This is a genomic window from Paraburkholderia suaedae (genome assembly GCF_040812055.1).
GTDB lineage: Bacteria > Pseudomonadota > Gammaproteobacteria > Burkholderiales > Burkholderiaceae > Paraburkholderia.
In genome coordinates, this window is record NZ_JBFOAH010000020.1 from 138,492 (window position 1) to 164,581 (window position 26,090).

21 protein-coding genes and 2 pseudogenes are annotated in these 26,090 nt (G+C 59.2%); 8 read left to right on the plus strand and 15 right to left on the minus strand.

Annotated elements, in window-relative coordinates:
* Nucleotides 1-94: 94 nt before the first annotated feature.
* The 5 genes from ABQJ48_RS24925 to sdhC all read right to left on the minus strand — a co-directional run bounded on the left by ABQJ48_RS24925 (nt 95) and on the right by sdhC (nt 3,723).
* Nucleotides 95-367, minus strand: coding sequence for a succinate dehydrogenase assembly factor 2 (locus ABQJ48_RS24925; RefSeq protein ID WP_367840629.1), 273 nt, complete (start codon nt 365-367; stop codon nt 95-97).
* Nucleotide 368: 1 nt separating this feature from the next.
* The gene (locus ABQJ48_RS24930) at nt 369-1,070 is read right to left on the minus strand and encodes a succinate dehydrogenase iron-sulfur subunit (protein WP_367840630.1); all 702 of its coding nucleotides are present in this window, start codon (nt 1,068-1,070) and stop codon (nt 369-371) included.
* Nucleotides 1,071-1,156: 86 nt separating this feature from the next.
* Nucleotides 1,157-2,932 carry a succinate dehydrogenase flavoprotein subunit gene (gene sdhA, locus ABQJ48_RS24935; RefSeq protein ID WP_367840631.1) on the minus strand — a complete coding sequence of 592 codons (1,776 nt, stop codon included), beginning with the start codon at nt 2,930-2,932 and terminating at the stop codon, nt 1,157-1,159.
* 3 nt (nt 2,933-2,935) lie between these two features.
* Nucleotides 2,936-3,304: a succinate dehydrogenase, hydrophobic membrane anchor protein gene (gene sdhD, locus ABQJ48_RS24940; RefSeq protein WP_367840632.1), complete on the minus strand. Its 369-nt coding sequence runs from the start codon at nt 3,302-3,304 to the stop codon at nt 2,936-2,938.
* 2 nt (nt 3,305-3,306) lie between these two features.
* Nucleotides 3,307-3,723 (minus strand): succinate dehydrogenase, cytochrome b556 subunit, encoded by a 417-nt coding sequence (gene sdhC, locus ABQJ48_RS24945; RefSeq protein ID WP_367840633.1) that lies wholly within the window; start codon nt 3,721-3,723, stop codon nt 3,307-3,309.
* A gap of 565 nt (nt 3,724-4,288) precedes the next feature.
* On the opposite strand from sdhC, the gene poxB reads away from it, so the two are divergent.
* From poxB to ABQJ48_RS24970, 5 genes and pseudogenes are all read left to right on the plus strand, one after another.
* A complete protein-coding gene (gene poxB, locus ABQJ48_RS24950) occupies nt 4,289-6,010 on the plus strand; it encodes a ubiquinone-dependent pyruvate dehydrogenase (RefSeq protein WP_367840634.1) in 1,722 nt (573 codons plus the stop codon).
* A 134-nt stretch (nt 6,011-6,144) separates the two neighbouring features.
* Entirely contained in the window at nt 6,145-7,317 is a 1,173-nt protein-coding gene (locus ABQJ48_RS24955; protein ID WP_473094178.1) for an MFS transporter, read from the plus strand.
* Nucleotides 7,318-7,746: 429 nt separating this feature from the next.
* Nucleotides 7,747-8,611, plus strand: a protein-coding gene (locus ABQJ48_RS24960) for an IS5 family transposase (protein WP_367840636.1) whose coding sequence is annotated in 2 segments (ribosomal slippage) — nt 7,747-8,159 and nt 8,158-8,611 — 867 coding nt in all. Because the reading frame shifts where the segments join, the coding sequence is not laid out codon by codon here.
* 414 nt (nt 8,612-9,025) lie between these two features.
* Nucleotides 9,026-9,636 (plus strand): annotated as a pseudogene (locus ABQJ48_RS24965) (response regulator transcription factor).
* 75 nt (nt 9,637-9,711) lie between these two features.
* On the plus strand, nt 9,712-10,047 hold the full coding sequence (locus ABQJ48_RS24970) for a response regulator (protein WP_367840637.1): 336 nt from the start codon (nt 9,712-9,714) through the stop codon (nt 10,045-10,047).
* A gap of 294 nt (nt 10,048-10,341) precedes the next feature.
* Here the strand turns inward: ABQJ48_RS24970 and ABQJ48_RS24975 are convergent, their stop codons facing one another.
* The 10 genes and pseudogenes from ABQJ48_RS24975 to ABQJ48_RS25020 all read right to left on the minus strand — a co-directional run.
* Nucleotides 10,342-11,481 (minus strand): ATP-binding protein, encoded by a 1,140-nt coding sequence (locus ABQJ48_RS24975; protein ID WP_367840638.1) that lies wholly within the window; start codon nt 11,479-11,481, stop codon nt 10,342-10,344.
* Entirely contained in the window at nt 11,474-12,691 is a 1,218-nt protein-coding gene (locus tag ABQJ48_RS24980; RefSeq protein WP_367840639.1) for a serine/threonine protein kinase, read from the minus strand. Before ABQJ48_RS24980 ends, ABQJ48_RS24975 begins: the two co-directional genes overlap by 8 nt.
* A 149-nt stretch (nt 12,692-12,840) precedes the next feature.
* A complete protein-coding gene (locus tag ABQJ48_RS24985) occupies nt 12,841-12,999 on the minus strand; it encodes a hypothetical protein (RefSeq protein ID WP_367840640.1) in 159 nt (52 codons plus the stop codon).
* Between the two features lie 766 nt (nt 13,000-13,765).
* Complete coding sequence (locus ABQJ48_RS24990) at nt 13,766-14,215, minus strand: hypothetical protein (RefSeq protein WP_367840641.1); 450 nt, start codon at nt 14,213-14,215, stop codon at nt 13,766-13,768.
* Between the two features lie 151 nt (nt 14,216-14,366).
* The gene (locus tag ABQJ48_RS24995) at nt 14,367-14,573 is read right to left on the minus strand and encodes a hypothetical protein (protein WP_367840642.1); all 207 of its coding nucleotides are present in this window, start codon (nt 14,571-14,573) and stop codon (nt 14,367-14,369) included.
* A gap of 957 nt (nt 14,574-15,530) precedes the next feature.
* The gene (locus ABQJ48_RS25000; RefSeq protein ID WP_367840643.1) at nt 15,531-15,866 is read right to left on the minus strand and encodes a response regulator; all 336 of its coding nucleotides are present in this window, start codon (nt 15,864-15,866) and stop codon (nt 15,531-15,533) included.
* Between the two features lie 75 nt (nt 15,867-15,941).
* Complete coding sequence (locus ABQJ48_RS25005; protein WP_367840644.1) at nt 15,942-16,580, minus strand: response regulator transcription factor; 639 nt, start codon at nt 16,578-16,580, stop codon at nt 15,942-15,944.
* Between the two features lie 170 nt (nt 16,581-16,750).
* Nucleotides 16,751-22,333, minus strand: coding sequence for a trifunctional serine/threonine-protein kinase/ATP-binding protein/sensor histidine kinase (locus tag ABQJ48_RS25010; protein ID WP_367840645.1), 5,583 nt, complete (start codon nt 22,331-22,333; stop codon nt 16,751-16,753).
* A gap of 61 nt (nt 22,334-22,394) precedes the next feature.
* Nucleotides 22,395-22,595, minus strand: a complete 201-nt coding sequence (locus ABQJ48_RS25015) for a hypothetical protein (RefSeq protein ID WP_367840646.1) — start codon at nt 22,593-22,595, stop codon at nt 22,395-22,397.
* A gap of 2 nt (nt 22,596-22,597) precedes the next feature.
* Nucleotides 22,598-22,750, minus strand: a pseudogene (locus ABQJ48_RS25020) (succinate dehydrogenase, cytochrome b556 subunit); the annotation flags it as partial.
* Between the two features lie 398 nt (nt 22,751-23,148).
* On the opposite strand from ABQJ48_RS25020, the gene ABQJ48_RS25025 reads away from it, so the two are divergent.
* The 3 genes from ABQJ48_RS25025 to ABQJ48_RS25035 all read left to right on the plus strand — a co-directional run bounded on the left by ABQJ48_RS25025 (nt 23,149) and on the right by ABQJ48_RS25035 (nt 25,732).
* Entirely contained in the window at nt 23,149-23,448 is a 300-nt protein-coding gene (locus ABQJ48_RS25025; protein ID WP_367840647.1) for a hypothetical protein, read from the plus strand.
* Nucleotides 23,449-24,094: 646 nt separating this feature from the next.
* On the plus strand, nt 24,095-24,343 hold the full coding sequence (locus ABQJ48_RS25030; RefSeq protein WP_367840648.1) for a hypothetical protein: 249 nt from the start codon (nt 24,095-24,097) through the stop codon (nt 24,341-24,343).
* A 126-nt stretch (nt 24,344-24,469) separates the two neighbouring features.
* On the plus strand, nt 24,470-25,732 hold the full coding sequence (locus ABQJ48_RS25035; RefSeq protein WP_367840649.1) for a threonine/serine exporter family protein: 1,263 nt from the start codon (nt 24,470-24,472) through the stop codon (nt 25,730-25,732).
* Nucleotides 25,733-26,090: the final 358 nt, after the last annotated feature.

Below are 26,090 nucleotides of genomic sequence, written 5' to 3' on the forward strand. Positions count from 1 at the left end.
GCGCTCGACCAATACTTTCTGTGAGCGGCCATCCGCCACCCTGTCAAAATGTGGAAAGAGCGCCAATCACGCGTTAGAAAGTCACAAGTGGCGCTCAAACACTACGTAAGATACGCACCAGGCGAACGACATCCCCCCGGGCCAAATCGCCTACCGGTTCTTTGAGTCCGAATAGCAAATCCAGCAGGTCGTTATCGCCCAGATCCAGCAAGCACGTGAGTGCTGCTACGTCGTCGTCGCTGAGGCAGTCCTCGTAACGGTTGAAAAAGCGCTCAAGAATAAGGTCGTTTTCGAGCAGACCGCGCCGGGCGCGCCAGCGAAGCCGCGCGCGGCGCAGTGCATCTGACTGATGTGAGGTCACGTCCATGTCAAACCTTTCGGCGAACCATGAGTTCCTTGATTTTGCCGATCGCCCTTGTCGGATTGAGCCCCTTCGGGCACACATCAACACAGTTCATGATCGTATGGCAACGGAACAGACGGTACGGGTCTTCGAGATTGTCGAGCCGCTCGGCAGTCGCCTGATCGCGGCTGTCCGCGATGAAGCGATAGGCCTGCAAGAGCCCTGCCGGTCCGACGAACTTGTCCGGATTCCACCAGAAGCTCGGACACGACGTCGAGCAGCTCGCACACAGGATGCACTCGTACACGCCGTCAAGCTCGTCCCGTTCCTCGGGCGACTGCAATCGCTCCTTCTCAGGCGGCGGCGTATCATTGATGAGATACGGCTTGATCGAGTGGTACTGGTTAAAAAAGTTTGTCATGTCCACGATCAAGTCGCGAATCACTGGCAAACCTGGAAGCGGACGAAGCACGATCTTCTGCGGCAGGTCGTGCAGGTTCGTCAGACATGACAGACCATTCTTGCCGTTAATATTCATTGCATCGGACCCGCACACGCCCTCTCGACAAGAGCGGCGGAACGCGAAGGTTTCGTCGACCGACTTGAGCTTGATGATCGCATCAAGCAACATTCGCTCATGCTCTATTTCGAGTTCATAGGTCTGCATGCGGGGCGCCGCATCCTTGTCGGGGTCGTAGCGGTAGACTTCAAAAATACGCTTTGCCATTTCTGCTGTCCTCTGAATGGGTTATCTCTCAAGAAACGCCGAAGCACCTTAAATCTTTCTGCCCCGAGGAAGTCTCCGAAGAGTTCTCAGTAAGTACGCGGCTTCGGCGGGATGGTGTCGACTGTCAGCGGTTTCAGATGCACGGGCTTGTATTCGAGGCGATCGCCTTCGTTGAACCACAACGTGTGCCGCAGCCAATCCTTATCGTCGCGCACCGGGTATTCGTGAAGAGCGTGTGCACCGCGGCTTTCCCTGCGAGCTTCGGCCGATATCATCGTCGCGCGGGCCACCTCTAGCAGGTTAGCTACCTCGAGCGCCTCGACGCGGGCGGTATTGAACACCTTTGACTTGTCTTTTAAGTACACATAGTTGACGCGCTCGCTCAACTCCTTGATCTTCGCGACACCCTCCGAAAGGAGCTGTAGCGTACGAAAAACACCTGCATGCGATTGCATCGTCGAGCGGATATCGCCGGCGATCGCTTGCGAATACTCGCCCGAGTTCGACTTCTCCAGCCTGTCGAGACGCGCGAGCGCGAAATCAGCGGCGTCAGCCGGCAACGGCTTGTGCTCCCTGATTTCCTTGACGTGCTTGATGATGTGGTTGCCGGCCGCGCGGCCGAACACCACCAGGTCAAGCAGCGAGTTCGTGCCGAGACGGTTTGCGCCGTGGATCGACACGCACGAGCATTCGCCCACTGCGTAGAAGCCGTTGACGGGATCTTCGTGACCTTTCGACGTGCCCACGACCTGGCCGTTCATGTTCGTCGGGATTCCGCCCATCTGGTAGTGGATGGTCGGTACCACCGGGATCGGCTCCTTGGTGGGGTCGACATTCGCAAACCTTATGGCGATTTCGCGGATCGACGGCAGACGCTTCATGATCGTTTCGGTGCCGATGTGCGACAGGTCCAGCAGGATGTAGTCCTTGTTCGGCCCCAGGCCGCGGCCTTCAATGATCTCCTGGCCCATCGAACGCGAAACGAAGTCACGCGGTGCGAGGTCCTTCATCGTCGGCGCGTAGCGTTCCATGAAACGATCGCCGTTTGAGTTACGCAGAATGCCGCCTTCGCCGCGCACGCCTTCGGTAATCAGCACGCCCGCGCCGGCCACGCCGGTCGGGTGGAATTGCCAGAATTCCATGTCCTGCAAGGCAAATCCGGCACGCGCGGCCATGCCCAGACCATCACCGGTGTTAATGTACGCGTTCGTCGTGGCAGCATAAATACGCCCTGCGCCGCCCGTTGCGAACAGCGTGGTCTTGCCTTCGAGGATGTAGACATCGCCGGTTTCCATTTCCATCGCGGTCACGCCGAGCACGTCGCCGTCGGCGTCGCGGATCAGGTCCAGCGCCATCCATTCGACAAAGAACTGCGTTCTGGCCGCCACGTTCTGCTGATACAGCGTGTGCAGCAGCGCGTGACCGGTACGGTCAGCGGCCGCGCAGGCGCGTTGCACCGGTTTTTGGCCGTAGTTGGCCGAGTGGCCGCCGAACGGACGCTGATAGATCGTGCCGTCCGGGTTGCGGTCGAACGGCATGCCCATGTGTTCCAGTTCGTAGACGGCGTTCGGTGCTTCGCGGCACATGAACTCGATCGCGTCCTGGTCGCCGAGCCAGTCGGAACCCTTGATCGTGTCGTAGAAGTGAAAGTGCCAGTTGTCTTCGCTCATGTTGCCGAGCGACGCGCCGATGCCGCCTTGGGCAGCGACCGTGTGCGAACGCGTCGGGAACACTTTCGACAGCACGCAGACCGACAGACCGGCGCGCGCGAGCTGCAGCGAAGCGCGCATCCCCCCGCCACCAGCGCCGACGATGACCACGTCAAAGCGGCGACGCGGCAAAGAATTCCTGATCGCAGCCATGTTTTACACCCCCCAGAGAATCTGCGCAGCGTAGCCCGCACACGCGAGCAGCCATATGATCGTCAGCGCTTCGAGGAAGAGACGCACGCCAACGGGCTTCACATAGTCCATCCAGATGTCGCGGATACCAATCCACGCGTGATAGAACAGCGACATCAGCGCGACAAACGTGGCGAGCTTCATCCATTGCGTGGCGAAGATCGACGCCCAGCCGTCGTACGAGAAATCTCGCGCGCCGAAGAACCATGCAAGCAGAATCACGGTGTACACGGCCATCACACAGGCGGACACGCGTTGCGCAAGCCAGTCGCGCGAACCGTAGTGTGCACCGACGACCAGACGCTTCGGACCGATTCGGTTATTAGCTGCCATTTTTAGAACGCTCCGAAGAGTTTGAGCGCGAACGCGACCGTGAGGATGAGCGACACGACTAGAACGACCACCGCTGTACTTCTGCCGTTTTGCTTCGTCACCGCCCTATGATTCGCATCCATCACAAGGTAGCGGATGCCCGCGCAGAAGTGATGAAGGAAAGCCCATGCGAGCACGAGCCCGATGATCTTGACGATGACGTTGGAAAGTAACGCCTTGAAAACCCCGAAACTCATTTCTGAGGTGAGGCTCTGCTCGAAGAGGTAGAGCAGGAACGGCAGGGAGACAAACAACAACACACCGCTGACGCGATGCAAGATCGACGTGCGCCCCGCAAGAGGCAGACGATACTTGAACAAAATCTGCCCCAATCCGATGTTTCTAAATTCCCGCCTGGGCTTCGTTAAGATTTCAGTCATGCTAGACCCCTTCTCTGATATTGACGCCTGGAAAATCAGGCGCTGAGCACAAAATGATGGTCGTTGCTAGCGAGAGATCACGTTCATGCTCACGTTGTGCAGGTTCCAGAATGTCGTGTCGCTGAAGGCAAGCGCCTGCTTTTCGGCCCGCTATTCCGGCGCTTTGATCAAGCGCGCACAGAAATAACCTATACCGTTTCTCACGGCCCGGATACACAGGTTTATGTAATCCGAGGTGCACTCCAGTGCCCGGCCTCATTCTCATCAAGCGTCGGGTGCTGATAGCCACACTGAACTGATACCAGATTCATGTAATACCTCTCCTTTGCCCCGCCGCCTATCATCAACTTGGCACTCCTCCAGTTTCTATACGAGCATCCGGACGCGATACCGGGACGGCCGGAATCAAGATGGTGGAACTTGGGACAAAAAAGAATCGTCCATGAACGATTCAGGTTTTCAACATTTCAATTCAGAGGACGACGCGCTCACGCAGAACGTGTTTGTCTTGTTTCTCAGGGAACCATCCGACTTGTAGTAATTTCTTAATATATGGAGATATGAAATGGCGACGATAGCTGCCGACTACCTGGTCGGTGCACTGGTGAATGCGGGAGTGAAGCGTGTGTTCGGCGTCGTGGGAGATTCTCTCAATGGATTCACGGATTCCCTGCGCCAGGATGGTTCGATTGAATGGGTTCACATGCGGCATGAGGAAGGCGCGGCTTTCGCCGCCGGCGCCGAAGCTCATCTCACAGGCGAACTTGCGGTCTGTTGCGGAAGCTGCGGTCCGGGCAATCTGCACCTGATCAACGGCTTGTTCGATTGCCATCGCAGCGGTGTTCCTGTTCTAGCGATCGCCGCGCATATTCCAAGTTCGGAAATCGGTATCGACTATTTTCAGTCTACCCATCCCGAAGTACTGTTCAAGGAATGCAGTCACTACGTCGAACTCGTCACCAGCCCGGACCAACTGCCGCAAATTCTGGGCCGTGCCATCCGGACGGCCGTTGCGCGTAAAGGCGTCGCGGTTGTCGTCATACCGGGCAATGTGGCACTCGGGCCGCTCACCAAACCTGCGCCGAAATGGAGTGCGCCTGTTGCTCCGGTGATTCGCCCATCGAATGACGAAGTCGCGAAACTCGCAGGTCTGTTGAATAAGTCCTCGCGCGTGACGTTGCTTTGCGGAGCGGGTTGCAAGGATTCACACGCGGAAGTCGTAGAACTCGCCCGCAAACTGCAAGCGCCAATCGTGCACTCGCTGCGAGGCAAGGAATACATCGAATACGATAATCCATTCGATGTGGGCATGACGGGCCTTGTCGGTTTCGCTTCCGGGTATTCCGCGATGAAGAGTTGCGACATGCTCCTGATGTTGGGCACCGACTTCCCTTATCGACAGTTCTACCCGGAGAAGGTGACTATCGCGCAGGTCGATACAAGGGCGGAAGCGCTCGGCAATCGATGCCCGATAGAGCTTGGTGTACTGGGAACAGTCAAGGATACGCTTGATGCACTTCTGCCCATGATTCAGGAGAAAGCGGACAGCAGTTTTCTGAATCGCGCACTCCACGACTATCGCAAGGCCCGCCAGAGTCTGGATGCGCTGGCGGAGCCGGAAGCCGGCAGCAGCACGATCCATCCGCAGTATGTGACCCGGCTGGTGAGCGAACTCGCGGACGAAGATGCGATCTTCTCCTGCGACGTCGGCACCCCCGTCGCATGGACCGCACGATATCTCAAGATGAACGGCAAACGACGGCTGGTCGGTTCGTTCAACCACGGTTCGATGGCCAATTCGTTGTTGCACTCGATTGGCGCGCAGGCTGCTTTCAGGGATCGACAGGTGATTTCGATGTCGGGTGACGGCGGCTTCACCATGATGATGGGTGAGTTCCTGACGCTGATTCAAACCGGTTTGCCGGTCAAAGTCGTCGTGCTCAACAACGGAACACTCGGCTTCGTGGAAATGGAGATGAAGGCCAGTGGGTTCGTCGATACGGGATGTGACCTGAAAAATCCGAACTTCGCCGCGATGGCCAACGCGATAGGAATCAAAGGCGTGCGCGTCGAACATCCTGCTGAACTGGAAGCTGCCCTGGCCGAAGCATTCGCCCATCCAGGCCCGGCTCTCGTCGACGTAGTAAGCGCGCGTCAGGAACTCGTGATGCCTCCCACGACCACCGCTGATCAGGCCTACCACTTTGGGCTGTTCATGCTTCGTGCCGTCATGGACGGTCGCGGCCAGCAGCTCATCGATCTCGCAAAGGTCAACCTGTTCCGGTAACGCGGTCCGCAAAACTCAACGGAAATCGAACCATGTCCAGCAAGGTCGTCAGCACCGTCAATGTCGCATCAGACCGCCAGCCCATCCACATGGGTTTCGTCATCGCCTGGCTTTTCTGTGCCGCCTTCTACTTCATGCAGTACATGCTGCGTTCGGCGCCGGGCGTGATGATACCCGAGCTGAGTGCGGCGTTCGCCCGCGATGCGCTGGGCGTGGGCGCGCTAGTCGGCCTGTACTACTACACCTATGCGCTGTTCTCGATCGTTTGCGGTGCGTTGCTCGATCGGCTCGGCGGCAAGGCGGTCATTCCGGCCGGCATCGTCCTCGTTGCCGTCGGCGCGGCGCTGTTCGGCCTGGGCAGCGTGGAGGCGGCGCAGGTCGGCCGCCTGCTGCAAGGCGCGGGTTCGGCGTGTGGGTTCATCGGCGCGGTGTATCTCGCCACGCACGGCTTTCCCCCGCGTTCTCTTGCGACGGCGGTGGGATTCACTCAATGCTTCGGCATGCTGGGCGGCTCCGCAGGGCAGTTCGCCGTTGCCCCGCTGATTCACGGCCTCATCACGTGGCAAAAGTTCTGGTGGCTGTCCGGCCTTGTCATCCTTTTGATCGCCGTGCTGGTGTTCTTCGCGACGCCCGCAGTCCATGACGACAGCCCAGCCAACCAGGGCTCATGGATAAAGATGTTCGCGCCGTACAAGGAAGTGCTGTCCAATCCGCAGTCGTATCTCTGCGGTTTCTGCGCCGGCCTGCTGTTCCTGCCGACTACGATCGGCGACATGATCTGGGGTATTCCGTTCCTGCACAACGGTCTCGACGTCAGCTATGCGGAGGCCGTCAATCGTGCGAGCATGGTGCCGCTCGGCTGGGTGATCGGCTGCCCGCTGTTAGGTTACCTGTCTGACCGTCTGGGGCGTCGCAAGCCGGTGTTGATTGCAGGCGCGTTACTGATGCTTGTGTCGGGCGCGGGCATTTTCTATCTGCCAGCCGGTGTGGCGCCGCCTTATGTGCTCGGGCTGCTCCTCGGCATCGGCTCCGGTGCGGCAATGCTGCCCTACACGGTCATCAAGGAAGTCAATCCGGACAACGTGAAGGGCAGCGCCAGCGGCGCGATCAATTTCCTGGTATTCGCGTTCAGCGCCTTGCTCACGCCCGCGTACGGCAAGCTGCTTGCCCACGTCGCGAGCGGCGGCGCAATGGATCTGCCGGTGTTCCGCGCAGCCGGCTCGTGGCTGCTCGGTGGCATCGTGCTCGCAATGGTGCTTGCGATGTTCATGCGCGAGACCGGACCACGCGGACGTGCGAACACATGACCCCGGCTCCACGCCAGCATTTGGGGATGCCTATCCAGGGGTGTGGGCCGCCGAAGGGCTTTGTTCTGGATGGTAAGAATCCACATTTACAGACGCAAGCAGGCCCTTTTTAGTACCTGGCCAAAAGCATTCCATTGATTGATCAGGTTGGCGATCACACGGCCTTTCGGAACGTGTGACGCGATACGGTGAGTCAGCAGCGTGCGCCGATGCAGCGCTTGATATGTGAGAATTGCGCCTCAACGCGAGCGCGCCATCGCCATATTTGTTCTGAAATGCATACCGTCCCTTCTCTTTGAGATAACACACGAACTGGTCGTGCCAGCGGTTTTGCCTAGGGTCATCAACCGCATCGGACTTAGAACTTATCCGCAAATAAATCTATACTTCGTTCGGAGCCGCAATCGAGTGCGGCATTGGAGCGAAGGCTTGGCCAGGAAGAGAGTCGAATCGTGGGAGGTGACCGATGCGTTCTGGCAGCGGGTGGAGCCGCTGATTCCGCAACGTGCGCCCTCACCAGAGAAAAAGTGCCTACGCAGGCCGGGCGCGGGACGACCGCCGAAGCCGGCTCGCCAGGTGTTTAAAGCCATTGTGTATGTACTGCGCACGGGCTGCCAATGGAAGGCGTTGCCCAAAGAGCGTTTCGGTAGTGCCAGCGCCATCCACAAACGCTTTCTCGAATGGGAAGCAGCGGGCTTCTTCGAGGCACTCTGGGCGGCGGGATTGTCCGAATACGACGAAATGGAGGGCATCGCCTGGCGCTGGCAAAGCGTCGACGGGGCGATGATGAAGGCTCTCCTGGCACAAGAACCTGTCGGTCCGAACCCGACGGATCGGGGAAAAAAATGGAAGCAAATGCCATCTTCTGGTCGACGGTCGTGGCGTCCCGTTGTCGCTCATCGTCACCGGGGCCAACGTCAATGACGGGAAGCGACTCGATGAGGTGCTCAGTGCCATCATGGTCAAGCGCCCGAATCCTGCGTATCGACGCAGCAAGCACCTGTGCGTCGATGCGGGCTACCGAAGCGCCGAGTGTCTTCGCATCGTCGACGAGCACGACTACATTGCTCATGTCGTTGATCGCCGGAAGGAGGCCGACCTCAAGCGGCGCGATCCGAATAAAAAGGCCACGCGCTGGGTGGTTGAAGTCTGTCATAGCTGGTTCAACCGCTTTCGCAAACTGCTCGTCCGATACGAAAAGCTCGAGCGCAGTTTCGTCGCCCTAAACCATCTTGCCGCTGCCATCATCGCCTTTCGTAAGCTGCCACTGGACGTCAACATAATTTACGGATAAGTTCTTAGGCGGAATCATTGGCAACACGGTCGGCCAGACGGCCGAAGCTCGGAACCGGCAGCGCAAGACCGCGCCCCTGCCAGTAGTCGTGCACGAATCCAGCGAATTCCCGTAGATCAAGCCTGTGCATACAGGTACAGCACAAACAGTAAGCTCACGTAAGCCGGAGTGTAGACAAACTAACAGCCTGATAGACCCATTCTTTAGGACGTTTCGTTCATCAGTTGCGAGCGTAGATCTCCTTTGGGCAACTGACACACGGGCAACCTGCGCGACAACCCTCAAAGTAACGACGGACCCTGAAGCGCCCCCGCTCGGTGAGCGTTCAAATGCTCAAACCTGTTGATTGGTTGTGTCGCGCTAAGGATGCAGGAGTGAAATTCAGGCGGACATTTTCCTGAAGTGAAGCGTGATATGAAGAAGGCAACTGCGAGAAAAGCCCTGCCTGCCAGCGTAGCGAAGGTACTCAAGCGCCTGCACTATCCGCTGGACGTGATCCTGCTGTGTGTGCGGTGGTATGTGGCCTACTCGTTAAGCCTTCGCAATCTCGAAGAGATGATGGCTGAGCGCGGTTTTGAGGTTGACCACCAGAAGCTTGTCGGCAGGGACGCTCAGATTCCCGTCATTTTCATTACCGGAAGGGAGATGTGCCGTCCACGGTCCAGGCCATGAAGGGCGGAGCGGTTGACTTCCTCACCAAGCCTCTCGATGAGGATGCGTTGATGCGCGCGATCGATGCGGCCCTCGCCAGGGCACACGTTCTTCGCAGGGAGGCAGAGGATGCAGCGACGCTCCAGGCGTTCTATCAATCGCTGACGCCTCGTGAGCAGGAGCTTTTGCCGTTACTTGCAGGCGGCCTGCGCAACAAGCAGGCGGCGGCAATCCTTGGTATCACCGAATACACCGTACAGGTATATCGCGGCCACATCATGAGAAAAATGCAGGCGGATTCATTTGCCACGCTGGTCAGGCAGGCGAGCAAACTGCGGCTCGAAACGTCATTGACAACTACGTTGCATGCCTGACGCTAACGCCAATTCGTTGTTGGACTCAATAACCCCGGGAAAAAAATGCCCACGCCTCCGGTTCGAACCGTTGCCGTGATTGATGATGACCGACGCGTTCTGGCGTCTCTGGGGAACCTGCTGGCCTCCGGCGGGTATGGAACACGCGCGTACGAATCTGCACAAGATTTCTTTGCCGACGGATATGCGGGCCTCGTATGCGTTATCACCGACCTGGGGATGCGGCCCATTGACGGCATTCAGGTGCTCGATAGAACGGTTCATTCGGACGCAGCGACGCCGGTCATCATTATCACAGGGCGACCGGGCGGGCATACGGAAGACTTCTATCTGCAGCGAGGCGCACTCGGTTTCTTCAGAAAGCCTGTCGACGGGGACGCGTTACTGGATCTGCTCGATAGTATCGCTTGAACGGTTGGGTCGGTGTTTAAAGTAAGGCGTGGGGTGCAGACGCCAGTAACTGCGCGAGTTCGCAGCCCGTCGATGGAAAGGCGCATCACGTAGCCTCGCAGCGGCATCCGGAAAGCTCGAGGTAGCATCACCGGCCGAAAATTGCTTCGCGACGCCCACAAAATTGGCATTGGGTGCGCAAAGCGCGCAGATCGAATCGCCCACTTCGATCGCAGAAGGGCTCGTCCAATGCGCCCAATATGATGGCAATCGAAGGATAGTTGACGAGGACGTAGGCAGTATGGTCCATTTGTTTCACGTTGCGTCCGAAGTTTCAGTTGGAAGGCTGAAGCTGAAGGTCACGCCACGGACCCCATTGCGCGCGACCCAGATACGGCCGGCGTGTGCTTCGACGATCGACCGGCAGATCGCCAGCCCCATCCCCATGCCCGCTTCCTTTGTGGTGGTAAATGGCTCAAATATCGTCTCCGGATTCGCGAGCCCCATGCCCTCATCCTGAACGTCGACCACTACGTGGTCCCCGTCGCGCCGAGAGCGGATCAATAGCGACTTCGGGAGTTCGACCGTTGCTGACAACGCCTCGATCGCGTTGCGCAGAAGGTTGACGATCACCTGCTGAATCTGCACTGCGTCGGCTCTGATCATCGGCACGTTCTGGGCTAGCTGAGTCTCGAGCAAGATCAGGTTCCCCTGAATGTCGTCAGCCATCAGCGTGCAGACCTGAAGTATCAGTTTATTGATGTCAAGATCGATCTTGGAAGGCGCCGTGCGCTTGAACAGCGCGCGAATGCGGCTGATTACATCCCCCGTGGCATAACCGTCACGGACGATGGCTTCGGCGCTAAGTCGTGCTTTGTCGATGTCGGGTGGCGTTGCTGCGAGCCAGCGCCGGCACGCCTGCCCGTTGGCCAAAACGGCCTGCAGCGGCTGGTTGATTTCGTGGGCGATGGACGCGGACAGCTCGGCCACCGTCGCCATCCTCGACGCCTGCGCAAGCTTCTCCCGGGCATGTCGCAGCGCGTCTTCCGCTCGCGCGCGTTCGATGAATTGCCCGACCTGGCTGCCGACGGCGGTCATCATCTGCACGATCTCGGGGTCGGTGTCGCGGACTTCGCGGCTGAAAAATTCGATCACACCCAGTACGCCGCTCTTAAGCGTGATCGGGAAGGCGAAGGCCGCGCGGAGCCCTTCCTTCGCGGCCGGTTCCGCCCGCTGGAACTCCGGATCGAGCTTCATGTCGGGAATCCATGCAGGCGCACCGCTCGACCACACCTGCCCGGAAAGTCCTATACCGAAGCCTCTCGTCCCGGCCGCCAACCTGGAGCCAACTCGCGCGAAAGTGTCCGGCGGCCATGTCTGCACGCGCATCAGCACCCCCGCTTCGGGATCGACACGCCACAATGCGCCGCAATCCCATTCGAGTGCCTCACACATTTCGCGCAGAATGCGTGGTGCCGCCTCTTCGAGCGAGCCCGCTGCCGACAGCGTACGCGTGACGCTGAATTGCGCGAGCTGCCGCTGCTCGCGGTGCCTGCGTTCGGTGATATCGCTCGCAAGCGCAATCGCGAAAAGGCGCCCCCCGCGGTTGAACGCCCGTGCACGCACCTCGACGGGAAAGAGACTTCCGTCCCACCAGCGATGATTTGCCGATGCCCGAATAGCCTGCGACGGTCACCAGCGCTGTGCGGCCGGTTGCCGCCACCTTCTCGAAAGTGGCGAGCAGCGTGGCGACTTCCTCATCACGCCCGTAGAGCTTGCGCGAAATCTGAAAGCGGTCGGAGATATCTTCACTGCCGAGCGGAAATGTCTCGACGTAACCCGTTGCCTGCCATTGCGCGATACAACGGTCCAGGTCGGATCGCAGTCCGTATGCGCTCTGGTACCGATCCTCCGGCAGCTTCGCGAGCAGTTTCATCACAATGTCCGAAACCGTCTTCGGGATTTCGGGCGTGATGTCGCACGGCGGTGGCGGGACGCGGGCAGCATGACAATGCGTCCATTCCAGAGGGTCGTGCGCCTGAAACGGCAACTGACCGGTAAGCATGCGATAGAACAAAACACCGAGCGAATACAAATCACTTCGGCTATCAACCGGACGATTCAGGCGGCCTGTTTGCTCGGGAGACAAGTAGGCCCAATCGGCCACGGGCACAGCGCAATCCTCGGACGGGACGCTCTTCGCTTCCTGGGCGGTCGCATTGCTCAGGTCCACCAGCAATATCTGTCCCGTTGCCGGTTCCACCAGAATATTGGCGGGATGAATGTTCTGATAATCGACCTTAACAGCATCAATGTCTGCCAGTGCTTCGGCCAGATGGCGGGCGATCTGAAGAGAGACCGTGAAATCCAGGCGCGTGCAGGCCAGAACGGATTCGAGCGATTCACCCTGGAAATTTTCCAGTACCAGAGCCAGCGATCGGCTGTCAGCGATCAGTGCGAGCGGTTTCGCTATTCCTGCAGCATTGAATGACTGAAGCAGCAGATATTCGCGCCGGAGCCGGACGAATTCGGTTGCCCCGGCAGTTTCAGAGCGGAGGAGTTTCAACAGCACCGGCATACGGTCATCCACGCGGCGGGCGCGATAGAGGTCAGAGCCTGCCGTTCTGCAGATGCGGTCAAGTAACAGATAATGCGCGACTGTCATTTCCTCTCCTTGCTCCGGCCTAGGAAGCAAGGGTCCATTGCTTCACGTAAGGCTTGATTCCCGGTCAGTTTGACCGGGAACGGGAGCAGCCGCCGACGCTATCGTCGTCGACTGTCGGGAACGATCCCGGTCCGGGGCGATATTCGCAATCACGCAACGGACCCCATTGCGCACAACCCAAACACGGCCGGGCGCATGAACCAGATCAATCCGCCGATCAGCAACAGCGGCAGCAACGGGCTGATCGCATCGCGCGTCTTGAAGAGCATTAGGCGTGCGTTGGTGGGACTATAGGCACCTACACTCATATCTGCATTCCGGCTGCAATGATGATGGAGATGGCCAGGACCCACAACTCGATGCTCGTGAAGCGGGGGTATCTAATCTTCATCGTCATAGTGATCTTCCTCATGCCCCACGACAGGAACATCATCAGTATGCCTGCCTATACCGTCACGTACGGGGGCGAGCCTCAGTGCGGAGGTTATCCAGACTTGCTTGACCACTACAATTGGATGGAAACCCGGAGAGGAAGGTATGCTCGTCATACTCGTTGCAACTTTTAAAAATCCAGGTATGTAGAACGTCTGACATATCACGTCTCAAAAAATTGTACCGTCCATGAAACCAAGATATGCGGACGACCCAAAGAAAACCATTGCACGAACGGTTACCGCAGTCTTTCGTGAGCATAGGGCTCAGACACGTTTGTATAGCGGTAAGGGATCGATCCACGAGCCGACGGCGCTAGAACAGCTTCTGGACCACGGCGCCAGACACCCCCCTAATAACGATGATCGCGACGGCATGTAGCGCGCACCGTGTGCCGAATGCTGGTCCCACCTTGTCTTCATGATAGTAAGCAGGATTAGGGACCGCTATTACATAAAGCTGGAGTTCGCGCCGTCTTCGCCAGTGCGACAGGCAAGCACGTGACCCGCGCGTCTCGTGCACGCAGGAAGGCGTGGAAAACGGCGAAGCACCGGCAAAACGCCGTCATCGAGTATTCTGACAAATGCACTGAAAGTACTAGCCCGTGGGCGACACGCCGTACTGTCGGCAATCACAAGCGCGTCACGGTCCGCCGCAAAAAATGGCAGTTAGCAAGAGGGGGACTACTTGATGAATGTCAGCGCTGCTGCCGCCCTGGCGCGCGTTCGCTTCTACTGATCCGGCCGCGCCCATTACTACCGCGCCATAGGCTGAGTCCGTAATAGGCTGGCCCTCTCCGCGGCTGAACAGTGCATCATTGGTTTCATACCCGAGGACTGCATATACTCGAAAGCCAAATGCCGTCAAGTTGCTGCCTTGTGCTGGTCGAAATGCGTTGACCGAGTTCGCTTCGACGCGCATCGGACTTGGATCGATATACTTCTCCTTTAGGAGCGGAGCGATGAACGCATGTGCGTTCGATCTACAGTCGAGCTGCGAATCGAGCGCGTGAGCGTAGCACGAGACCGGCGGGAGACCGCCGACGATTGCAGTAAGCACCATCACGCAGGCGTAGGTTGCAGAAATCTTCATCAGTCTCTCCACTTAATCGGACCTGCTCCCAGTGTAAACAAACACGAACTGGCACTAGCACGTCCTTCCCACCTACAGTTTCGTGGTCGGCGGTCAGATGGACGTGCCGACTTGTGGGTAAGGCCTCCGAAATAGCTCCGGTGCCATTTCTTCAAGTTGAGGAAGACTCCGAGGGTAGGTTGTCGCGACACCGAGGTTCGCCGGACTCGTCGGCATTGGACAATGTCGATTCCAATGCCTGAACAAAACGCTGAAATGCATCCAGGGTTCCATGGACGCTTCGGTATTCGGTGCAACCAATTCTGCCGTCAAGTACGATCAGCATTCCTGCATCCTCCGCCAATTTCAGGGCGTTCATTGTGCTCTCCTCAGATCGCCAGACGTTCGGCCCATCGCTCACGCCGCAAGCGGGTACGCGCGCATCGCCGGCCTGCTTGCCTTCGCCGGGAACACGTTCCGCGAACCGTCAGCGTGCCGGAAAAAAGCGATTGTCAGACGTTCGTCCGCGCGCGCCGCGCCGATGCGCACGTAGCGCCTTCGATCCGTTCGTGTGCGACTGAACTCCATCACGCGTATCGTCACTACCGCAGAAGGGCCAAACCACTTGCCGACCAGCGTTCGCAAGCACTACTCGCCGGAACCCATCTCGCTCTCCTCTGACCGCGGCGCCATCATCGGCGTTACTCGCCATGCTTTGATGGTAGTAAGCGCGACATAGGCTGGCTATTACATATTGCTGGAACTTTGGGTAGCGCTGCACAGTGGTTCGAGTCATCTCAATCGTTTGAAGCGACGAGGACGGCGGCATGCTCGCGACGCGACTGGGGAAAGATAAGCGAGGCGCTGGCCATTCGTTGCGTCGATCTCTATCTGACACATCCGTACCAGGTACTACTCCACCGGAAGGGGCGGAAGGGCCTTCTGAGTCCGCTGTCGCGCGAAACCGCGCTCGGGCGCCAGTGGCTGCCCGCGGTGCGCGATGCAAAGCCCGACGACTTCGTCTTCGTGAACCGGAAGCGTGAACCGCTGAGTCGTGACAGCGTTGCGTACGAACTGCGCAAGTATGTCCCTGTCGCCGTACCGGAAGCGCCTACTCTTCACCGGCACAAGTTGCCCCCTCATCTGCCGAGTCACGGTGGTGCCGTCGCAATACTGCAGGCTGGCACCGATATCACGGTGACCGTCTTACGCAGTTGAGATCGGGTGCCTTCAAGTGGGTCGCCACGAGGCTACGTGATGCGCCTGCCGTCGACGGGCTACGAGCAGTTACTAGCGTATGCACCCCACGCCTCACCTTAAACACCGACCCAACCGTTCAAGCGATACTATCGAGCAGATCCAGTAAGGCGTCCCCGTCGACAGGCTTTCTGAAGAAACCGAGTGCGCCTCGCTGCAGATAGAAGTCTTCCGTATGCCCGCCCGGTCGCCCTGTGATAATGATGACCGGCGTCGCTGCGTCCGAATGAACCGTTCTATCGAGCACCTGAATGCCGTCAATGGGCCGCATCCCCAGGTCGGTGATAACGCATACGAGGCCCGCATATCCGTCGGCAAAGAAATCCCGTGCAGATTCGTACGCGCGTGTTTCATACCCGCCGGAGGCCAGCAGGTTCCCCAGAGACGCCAGAACGCGTCGGTCATCATCAATCACGGCAACGGTTCGAACCGGAGGCGTGGGCATTTTTTTCCCGGGGTTATTGAGTCCAACAACGAATTGGCGTTAGCGTCAGGCATGCAACGTAGTTGTCAATGACGTTTCGAGCCGCAGTTTGCTCGCCTGCCTGACCAGCGTGGCAAATGAATCCGCCTGCATTTTTCTCATGATGTGGCCGCGATATACCTGTACGGTGTATTCGGTGATACCAAGGATTGCCGCCGCCTGCTTGTTGCGCAGGCCGCCTGCAAGTAACGGCAAAAGCTCCTGCTCACGAGGCGTCAGCGATTGATAGAACGCCTGGAGCGTCGCTGCATCCTCTGCCTCCCTGCGAAGAACGTGTGCCCTGGCGAGGGCCGCATCGATCGCGCGCATCAACGCATCCTCATCGAGAGGCTTGGTGAGGAAGTCAACCGCTCCGCCCTTCATGGCCTGGACCGTGGACGGCACATCTCCCCTTCCGGTAATGAAAATGACGGGCATCTGAGCGTCCCTGCCGACAAGCTTCTGGACTTCGAGGCCGCTCATGCCTGGCATTCTCATGTCCAGGATCACGCATGCAACGACATCTTGACGCTGTGTGTCCAGAAACTCCCGGCCGGAGTTGAATGTGTGGACGTCTCTTCCGTTTGCGCGTATCAGCGCAGCGAGTGCTTCACATACCCGTCTGTCGTCGTCGACCACATACACCAGTTCGCTCGCGGATTCCATGGAACCCCCCTATTGCCAGGTAAATGCCCTTCGAAATGCGGTCACGGTCGGTCCCCGATCAGGTGACCAATCTCTTCATGCATTGCCGGTACTACACCGACCTTACGCACTGCGCGTTCGGCAGCGCTTTACTCAACAAGTTGACAATACCCGCGGATCCATCGCCGGACTCAGGCAAATCTGCCCCTATCAACCGGAAGGCTGAAACTGAAGGTCACGCCCTGCGCCTCATTGCGCGCGACCCAAATGCGGCCGCCGTGTGCTTCGACGATAGACTGACAGATTGCCAGTCCCATGCCCATGCCCGTTTCCTTTGTGGTAACGAACGGCTCGAATATGGTCGTGCAGTCTGTCAGCCCGATGCCGCGATCCTGAACGTCAACCACTACGTCGTCCCCGTCGCGCCGGGAGCGGACCAAGAGCGGCTTCGATCGGTCCGCCGTCGCCATCGACGCCTCGATGGCGTTGCGCAAAAGGTTGACCACTACCTGCTGAATTTGCACCGGGTCGGCATTGATCATCGGGACGTCCGCGGCCAGCTCTGTCTTGAGCGAGATCCCATCCACCTGGATCTCGTCAGACATCAGGGCGCAGACTCGAAGTATTAATCCGTTAACGTCGAGATGGGTCTTTGCAGACGCTGCCTGCTTAAACAACGCTCGAATGCGCCTTGTCACGTCCGACGCGGCATGTGCGTCGCTGACGATCAGTTCGGCAATGCGTCTGGCTTCGCCCACGTTGGGCGGCGCAGCAGCAAGCCATCGCATGCACGCGTGCCCGTTGGCCATAACTGCCTGCAGCGGCTGATTGAGCTCGTGGGCGATGGAAGCGGACAGCTCGGCCACCGTCGCAATCCTCGACGCCTGCGCAAGCTGCTCGCGGCTGCACCGCAGTTTCTCTTCCGCACGCTTGCGCTCGCTCAGATCGAGTACGAAGGAGACACCGTGGTTCCGGGTGTCATCAAAGCTCGTCGAGCCGACAAGCACGGGCACACGACTGCCGTCTTTCCGGAAGTACTCTTTCTCGTAGGGTTGCACGCTGCCGGTCATCTTGAGTTCCGGAGTCCACCAGCGTTCGTGGCCATCGCGCCACTCCGGGGGAGTCAGCTCGGTCCAGCGCAGTCGGCCAGCGACGAGATCCTCGCGATCGTATCCGACGATCCGGAGAAACGCATCATTGGCCTCAAGAATCGGACCGTCAAGTTCCCAGAAGGAAATGCCGATGATATTTGCATCAACCAGGCGGCGAAATTTCGCTTCGCGCTCAGCGAGGTCGCGATACAAACGCGTATTCTCCAACGCGATCGCCGCCTGAGATGCAATAAGCCGCAGCACCGAAATGCGCAGCGGCGTAAAGACGCGCGGAGCCAGGTTGTTCTCGAGATAGAGCACACCGTTGAGCTTGTTCTGTTTGATAAGAGGCAGGCAGAGAATGGACCGGGCCTGGCGTTGCCGAATGTACGGATCCGTGGCCAGTGCGGGTTCGGCTGCGGCGTCGTCGAAGATCGTGGCCTCCTGCGTGCGAACGACCGTCTGGACAATCGCCTCGGATAGCACCTCTGCGGTTAAGGGCTGGTTGCACAGCCGTACGTCGATCGTATCGCCGCACGTTATGGCTTCCGCCTCGATCCGCTGTTCACTGCCGTGGGAGAAAATCAGCAGGCCTCGCTCGGCCCCGGCATTCTCGATCGCCGTGCGCATGAGCGTGTCGACCAGCTTGTCCAGCACAATATCGCCCGAAACGGCTTGCGACACCTTGAGCACGGTCGCGAGATCCAGATGTTCGACCGGCGCCCGGATCGTGCTCGTGGGTCCCGGCGCAGGCTCCTTCCCGCTCAGTTGGGGATAGCGCTGGTCAAGTTGCCCCACCTTCCCATCGGCGCCCCAACTCTGATAGCAATGCCGCGCATTTCGCAGATACGCGTCAGCCATTGTCGGAAAGGCGCGCGTCGCACAAAATTTTGCGGCGCGTTCGTGGGCCAAGGCCTCGTTCTGGATAAATTGACCCTCGCGCGCCATCCTGATGGCATCTTCATATAGGCGTATGGCGTCGAGGTCCCGGCCTTCGAGGCGTGCAATCTCGGCACCTACCAATGCCACGCGGTTCGCGAACGTTGCTGGGCAGCTTTCTGCCCAGATCGCAAGCTGCTTGTGATGTGCCGCCAGCGCCTGCAGATGCCCGGCTTGCTCTTCAACTGAACTCCCATCGCAGCGTGCTGACCGAGCCAGGGCTCCATAGAAGTGGTATTCGGCCAACTCGCATTGGGTCGGAGTCGCCCAAAGAAGTCTCGCAGCTTTCAATAGAGCCGCGATGGCAGACGCGTCGTCGCCGGCGTAGACGCTCGCCTGCAGCCGGCGAATCCAGTAATAGGACGCGGGATTGGCCAGTTGCGGATCGTCCAGACGTTGCTCAAAACAGGCCTCGTCAAATGCCACGTCATGGACAGAGGTGAAGTCCGGTGTCAGCCCGCGCAATATTCGAATGAGCCTGAGCTGCCCGATGATGCAGTCGCTCGCGAGACCGAATTTTAGCTTCCGCGCGAATTCAAGCCCGTGCTCGGCCTCTTGTTCGATGTCACTGAGCGGGTCTCCGCTGGCGATACGGTTTGTGATCACATCGATGCAGCTGTAGGCCGCGTAAGACAGGTCGCCGGCGATCAGCGCCGCCTCGTGGGCGCGCCTCAGGAAGGCACGAGACGTTTGCAGGGGCTGCGTCCAGTGGGCGACGTGGACGGCGAACACCAGATAAGCGCGAGCGCTGAAGCGGTCGAACCCACGCTTCTCTACCAGCTCCAGGCCAAGCCTGCCAAAGCGTAGCCCCGCCTCGTATTCGCCGAAATACGTCCCCAGCACTGCGCCCAGCCATTCATAGGCAAGGCATGATCCGTCGGTGTTGCCATACTGCATGCTGAGGGATGCCATCCGGCTCACGACGAGGCGGAACAGGTTCATGTCGGTGAAAAAGGCCGGTGACGTGAGCACCGTCAGGACGTCCATGGTTGCGCACCGATCCGGGTCTTGCATCGACGGCAGATCAAGCATTGCCTCGATGGAGCGCGCACCCTGCTGTTGCCACAATCGATCATAGGCCCGATGCACGTCTTCCTCCGTTGCGTACGGCGACCATGGGCCGTCAACACGGCGGAGATATTCCAGGCCGACCCGGACAGCGCTGTCGCTCTGGTCCAGGGTCGTGTAGAGATTGAGGCGCACGCAGGTAACGGCTGCGGAGTCAATCGTCGTCTGTGCCCGGGTCGACAGCATGGTGAGCCGTTTTTCCGCTGAAGCCAGCTCCCCCATCAGGTATTCACACTCGGCGCAATCAAGTTCAAGGTCGAAGGTGAGCCGGTAGCATCGTTCCCATTCATTGTCCCGCAGTAATGTGCGGCCGGCGATGAAGTACCGCAGTGCCGAATCATAAGCGGTTGCCGCCTTCGCTCGCTTGCCCGCAATGAGGTTCAGACGAGCGACATGTTCGCATTCCTGCGCCGTGCTGATCAGCGCCGCGCCACGACCGAACTGGTTGACGATGTCGAAGATATTCTCCTCGAGGTCCTGCGCGGACGTCCCGGCTGCGAGAGCGCGGCCGATCCGAAGATGCAGCAGCGTACGCGCCCCTTCAGGGATCAGCGCATACGCCGCCTCCCGGATGCGGTCGTGAAGGAAGGTGTAGTCGCTATCTGAGCGCAGGACAACCCCGGACCGCACGGCGTCCCAAAGCGCCCCGTGCGCCGCCTCCTCGGCCCCTCCGCGTACCGCGGCAAGCGTACCCGACGTCACGACGTTCCCAAGGCATGCCAGTTCTCCCAAAGCCTCCTGGGTCGCTACAGGCAGGCCACTCAGCTTCACCGCCATGAGATCTGCGACATTTTCAGTGAATCCCTTGAGGCGAATGCGAGGCAGATCCCAGGTCCATACTGCCATGCCAGGATCGAATACCAATAGCCCCTGCTCGGCGAGGGTGAGCAGGAACTGGATCGTGAAGAACGGATTGCCAGCCGTCTTCTCGAACACGAGTTCAGCCAATGGTCGCACGCGCCCCTGGTCCGTGTGCAGTGAATCTGCCAGCAGCCGCCCCACATCCTCTGGACAAAGGGGCGTCAGCACGATTTCCCGCACCCGCCCATCGGCGCGGTCGAGTCTCGCCAGGGTCCGCGCCAGCGGGTGCGCGGGACCGACCTCGTTGTCACGGTAAGCCCCGACCAGCAGCAGGTGGCGCACGTCTGGATGCGCCATCAGATGCTCGATCAAATCGAGGGTTGCGCAGTCCAGCCACTGAAGGTCATCGAGGAACAGTGTTAGAGGATGCTCGGCACGGGCAAAGACGCTGAGGAAGCGCCGGAAAACCATCTGGAACCGGGCCTGCTGGTCCTGCAGAGGAACGTCTGGTGGTGGTGGCGGCTCGCCGATGATGAGCGCGAGCTCCGGGACGAGGTTGACAATGAGCTGGCCATTCGGACCCAACGCCTCCTGAAATCCGGCACGCCATCCGCCCAACTCCACGTCGCTCTTGCCGAGAATCTGGGAGATGAGACTCTGGAAAGCCTGAGCGACCGTGGCATAAGGGATATTTCGTTTGTACTGGTCGAATTTGCCGGATGCGAATAACCCGCGTGGCGGCACGAGCACTTTATGCAACTCATTGACAACGGAAGACTTGCCGATCCCTGAATAGCCAGAAACCAGCGCCAAACCCGAAGTGCCCCCGTTGACGACACGCTCAAAGGCAGTGAGTAAAGCCGAGATTTCCCGCTCTCTTCCATACAGTTTTTCGGGGATCAGAAGTCGATCCGGGATGTCGCGTTCGCCGAGCGAAAAAGGATCAATCCTGCCAACCGCGTTCCATTCAATCAGGCAACGGTGAAGATCATGCTCGAGGCCAACCGCCGTTTGATAGCGCTCCTCGGCCGTCTTGGCTAGTAGCTTCATCACGATATGCGAAACCTGGGCCGCAACGCGCTCAGTCCGCTCGCCCGGCGGAACGGGCTTACGCGCAATATGGCAATGGACCCACTCCATTGGCTCGGACACTGCAAACGGCAGCGACCCCGTCAGCATCTGGTAGAAGATGACGCCGAGCGAGTACAGATCGCTGCGCGCATCGATCGATCGATTCATTCTGCCGGTCTGCTCTGGCGCCATGTAGGCGAGCGTTCCCGCAATGGTTTCGGGCGGCGCGGGCGATTGGCGCTCACGCGGCAGTAATGTGGCCAGGCCAAACCCTGTGAGCCAGACCGATCCGGTCGACTCGTCGACGAAAATGTGGACCGGCTTGAGATCCTTATGGACAAGGCCGTGCTGATGGGCCTTCCCAAGCGCCGCGGCAATGCCGATCGCAAGCCGCAGGAAGCGCCCGGATTCGAATGGCGCGCCCAGCAACCGCTCTAGTGGCTCGCCGCCTGGGTCCTCGAATACCAGCACGGGCCGATCGCCTTGACGTACAAGTTCCAACGGCCGCACGGCCCATGCACTGTCCAGCTGGTCCTTTAAGCCGTATTCGTGCGCCAGACGATCCAGACTGGCCTCCGTCGGGGCTTCGCCCAAGGGCCGCACGGTCAGCACGGAAGTATGTGTGCCGTCGGCATTCACACGCCACGTCCTGGAGACGACACGGTCACCGCCCTTCACCAGGACCTCGGAGCTGCAGCCCACATAGTCTCGCTTGATGTCACTCGCCATCGAAGTCAGCACTCGTGGAATGTCCGCACTTCGAACCAGTTTTGAAACGTCGTTGACATCGACATGTCGCGCCATGGCTTCTGCCCCTCGCTTCGAGCGACTGCCGCATTGCACCATCGCACATCAAAATCACGTGTTACGCACGTCCTTCGAAGCCCAGCAGAACATTGACCGCATTGATCCCTTCACCGCCCTTACGACCAGGCCGTTCATGTTCGTCGGAATGCCGCCCATCTAATAGTGGATTGTCGGTACCACCGGGACCGGCCGTTTCCATTTCCAGCGCGGTCACGCCAAGCACGTCGCCGTCGGCGTCGCGAATCAGGTCCAGCGCCATTAGAGCAGGAACGGCAGGGGGACAAACAACAGCACACCGCTGACGCGATGCAAGATCGACGTGCGCCCCGCAAGAGGCAGACGATAATTGAACAAAATCTGCCCCAATCCGATGTTTTTAAATTCTCGCCTGGGTTTCGTCAATATTTCACTCATACCTGGACCCCACTCTGATTCGACACCTGGCAAATCAGGCACGCGAGCATCGCGAACGACGCAATAGCAAGCGGTCGTGGTGATACGGATCTTTCGCCCCGCTATTTGGACGCTTTGACCACGCGTCCATAGAATCAACATATAACGTTGTGTCGGGCCACGAAATTACATGTTTATGTAAGCCGGGCGACGTTCCACTACCTGGCCTCATTGCTCACGCCCGCATACGGCCAGCTGCTCGCCCACCTCGCGAACGGCGGCGTAATGAATCTGCCGGGTACTCCACTGAGCCGGCTCGTGGTGCTCGGTGGCACCGTGCTCGCAATGGTGCTTGCGATGTTCATGCGCGAGACTGGACCACGCGGACGCGGGAGCGCGAGAGGCTGTGCGCCCATCGCATGCACGAGAGGGTATCCGGAGTAATTCGTCTGCTCCGGGAATGCGACAGCAAGAAGTTAGCGGACGTCCGCTTCAAGTGTGAAGAAAAACTTCCGGACCTCTTCGTCGATCGTGCCATTCGTCATACCATCGCCTGTCCGACGCTTCAAGTCAACGCCGCTGCGCCAGCGTCGTATGAGGATGCGCAAAAACGTGCAGGAACGGCCACCTCATGTTTCGCGAAAAGCGGCAAACGCGTGCTTCGTTTAGCTTTTTCTATTCGCGGCGTCATTCGTACACGCACCGCGATATATCAATGAACTGGAATCTTGTCTACAAGTGGCAGAGCGTGAATTTCCAGTCTGCCGTCCACGATAACCGTGCAGAGCGTCACGTGCCCGATAAGAACGCTGCGGCAATGCCTGGGGCTGTTCGACATGACACTCGTTCTCACCGTTGGCTTTTCGCTTCTTGAACTCGCGGTCGAGCTGCCTCGAACCAAGTGCCGGAACGATGCAATGGCATTCGTTGCGGCTACCGCGATGTGGACCACGCTCGCCTGCAGCGCAGAGATCTTTATCCCTAGATTCCTTTCTTCAATTCTTTGTTCTCTTCGGGGACGGATTCATTGCAGGCATCCTTATGCCGGTCTCGCATATCACGCTTACGCCATTTGGCATGTGTCTTTACACGATCGACGCTCTGGGCAAGTGCGCCGTTGTCATGCTGGCATTTCTGATTCGGCCGAGCCGTCGCAAAGTAAGCTTTGACCAAAAATGGATACGCGTTGAACAGTGGTTCTGGCCAACCGTTCGTGCTCGGAGTGCAGTGGCCATTTGCAAACCGGAACCGACGTCTGAACCTCAGCGTTCCAGCTTTATGTAATAGCCATCTTGTGTCGCGCTTACTACTATCAAAGCGTAGTGGGTAGCGCTGATGGTGGCGCCGCGGTCAGAGGAGTGCAAGATGGGTTCCGGCGAGAAGTGCTTGCGAACGCTGGTCGACAAGTGGTTTGGACCTCCCTCGGTGGTGACAATACGTGTGATGGAGTTCAGTCGTACACGAGTGGATGGAAGGCGCTACGTGCGCATCGGGGCGGCAAGTGCCGACGGAAATTTGACCATCGTTTTCTTCCGGCATGATGACGGCTCGTGGAATGTGTTCCCGGCAAAGGCGTGCAGGCTAACGATGCGCGTCTACCCGCTTGCGGCGTGAGCGATCGGTCGATGGTCGCGCGATCTGAGGCCAAACATCCGATACATCGTTGATCCAGACGACTACATTCGCATCCAGCGGCCTGGTCGCGGGCATCCGGTCCGACATTATCCTATTTGAGGCGGCATGAACAAAGAAGCGATTCCTCGGCGAGGCTCCACGGACGAAGTGAACACCGTCGCATTGGCAGCCTCGCTCCTGTTCACGCACGGACAGACCACGGAGATGACTGTCGTCACGGCACAGCAACTCGGGCGCACCCTCGGCGTATCGGTCAGGCTGTTGCCGCACTGGGGCGAACTCGTTGTCGAGCTTGACCACACCTCCTTCTCGGAAATTGTCCCGGCCGAGCCGCTAGGCATAGACATGGGCAAGGTTTTGGCCGTCCAGACAATCATGCATCAAGTGTGCGACGGCGCCATGTCGACCGCAGCCGTGCCCCCGGCGCTCGTAGCGGCAGGGCGCATGCCACCCGTCGCGACACTTCGCTTCGCTGTCTTTGCGGCCATCGGCGCGGCGTCTCTCGGCGTGATCTACGGTGTGCATGATGTGGCGAGCCTGGCGCTGATCGCCATGAGCGCCTGCGCCGGAGCCCTTGTCCGTCGCTTGCTGGGGAAGCTTGGCGGCAACCCTTTCCTCGAACCACTGTCCGCCGCCACGATCGCCGGCGCGATCGGCGCCGTCGCGGGTCGCCTCCACCTTTCCAACGCGCAATCGCTCGTCGCGTTTTGCCCCTGCATGGTGCTGGTTCCCGGCCCGCATATCCTCAACGGTGCGATAGATCTTGCGCGCACACGGATCACGCTGGGCGTCGCGCGCCTGACCTATGCCGGCATCATCGTGCTTATGATCTGTGCAGGCCTGCTGATCGGGACGGGCATCGCCGGCGGCGCACTTCAGGCCGGGCCGTCCGCGGCCGCGCCCTTCGCCGCCGATGTCATCGCCGCAGGATGCGCCGTCGCGAGCTTCGGGACTTTCTTTTCGATGCCGTGGCGCCTGCTGCCCTTGCCAATCGCCGTTGGCATGCTGGCGCACGCGGCGCGCTGGGCGCTCATCTCGTTCTTGAGCGCAAATGTCCCGACAGCGGCGTTCTTCGCCTGCCTTCTGGTCGGCCTGATCGTCGCGCCGATCGTCGATCGCCTACGGCTGCCCTTCGCCGCCGTCGGCTTCTCCGCGATTGTCTCGATGATGCCGGGCTTCTACCTGTTCGGTGCCGCAAGCACACTGCTTGAACTGGTCGCCGTCGGACCGCGCGCGTCGGCCGACCTTGTCCCGGCCTTCGTTGTGAACGGCGCCACGGCGTTCCTGATACTCCTGGCCATGACCGTTGGACTGATCCTCCCGCGCATGCTGTTTGAATGGTTTACGACGGGCCGCTCGGCCCCTTGACTCGCTTCAAAGCGTCCAGCGTTCACCGGCGGACACCGCTGCAGCCGACTTTTTTGCTGCCTGAGGTCGGTCAAGCGCTGGCACTGCCTTCGCCAATCGGACTTCCGCGGCCGCAGCACGAGCGTTGCTTGCTGGGCTGTTTGCCGCCGCTGTTTTGCGTGGCTCGAATGGAGGGAGATGTGTTTTGAAGAACTCACCCAGGAAGTTGTTGACGCGCCCCGACGTCAGCGAGGTACTAGGGAAGGTCTGCAAAAGTCCTGGCGTCGACGTACGGGTGGACTATCCTGGGAGATAGGAAAGTTTAGGGGTATCTTCGATGACGCAACTTGGTCTTGGTCTGGATCTGTCAACGAAACGT

Coding starts and splice junctions, on each gene's coding strand:
- ABQJ48_RS24925 (WP_367840629.1), bottom strand. CDS start 367: ATGGACGTGACCTCACATCAGTCAGATGCACTGCGCCGCGCGCGGCTT.
- ABQJ48_RS24930 (WP_367840630.1), bottom strand. CDS start 1,070: ATGGCAAAGCGTATTTTTGAAGTCTACCGCTACGACCCCGACAAGGAT.
- sdhA (WP_367840631.1), bottom strand. CDS start 2,932: ATGGCTGCGATCAGGAATTCTTTGCCGCGTCGCCGCTTTGACGTGGTC.
- sdhD (WP_367840632.1), bottom strand. CDS start 3,304: ATGGCAGCTAATAACCGAATCGGTCCGAAGCGTCTGGTCGTCGGTGCA.
- sdhC (WP_367840633.1), bottom strand. CDS start 3,723: ATGACTGAAATCTTAACGAAGCCCAGGCGGGAATTTAGAAACATCGGA.
- poxB (WP_367840634.1), top strand. CDS start 4,289: ATGGCGACGATAGCTGCCGACTACCTGGTCGGTGCACTGGTGAATGCG.
- ABQJ48_RS24955 (WP_473094178.1), top strand. CDS start 6,145: ATGCAGTACATGCTGCGTTCGGCGCCGGGCGTGATGATACCCGAGCTG.
- ABQJ48_RS24975 (WP_367840638.1), bottom strand. CDS start 11,481: ATGTGTGAGGCACTCGAATGGGATTGCGGCGCATTGTGGCGTGTCGAT.
- ABQJ48_RS24980 (WP_367840639.1), bottom strand. CDS start 12,691: ATGACAGTCGCGCATTATCTGTTACTTGACCGCATCTGCAGAACGGCA.
- ABQJ48_RS24985 (WP_367840640.1), bottom strand. CDS start 12,999: ATGAGTGTAGGTGCCTATAGTCCCACCAACGCACGCCTAATGCTCTTC.
- ABQJ48_RS24990 (WP_367840641.1), bottom strand. CDS start 14,215: ATGAAGATTTCTGCAACCTACGCCTGCGTGATGGTGCTTACTGCAATC.
- ABQJ48_RS24995 (WP_367840642.1), bottom strand. CDS start 14,573: ATGAACGCCCTGAAATTGGCGGAGGATGCAGGAATGCTGATCGTACTT.
- ABQJ48_RS25005 (WP_367840644.1), bottom strand. CDS start 16,580: ATGGAATCCGCGAGCGAACTGGTGTATGTGGTCGACGACGACAGACGG.
- ABQJ48_RS25010 (WP_367840645.1), bottom strand. CDS start 22,333: ATGGCGCGACATGTCGATGTCAACGACGTTTCAAAACTGGTTCGAAGT.
- ABQJ48_RS25015 (WP_367840646.1), bottom strand. CDS start 22,595: ATGGCGCTGGACCTGATTCGCGACGCCGACGGCGACGTGCTTGGCGTG.
- ABQJ48_RS25025 (WP_367840647.1), top strand. CDS start 23,149: ATGCACGAGAGGGTATCCGGAGTAATTCGTCTGCTCCGGGAATGCGAC.
- ABQJ48_RS25030 (WP_367840648.1), top strand. CDS start 24,095: ATGGGTTCCGGCGAGAAGTGCTTGCGAACGCTGGTCGACAAGTGGTTT.
- ABQJ48_RS25035 (WP_367840649.1), top strand. CDS start 24,470: ATGAACAAAGAAGCGATTCCTCGGCGAGGCTCCACGGACGAAGTGAAC.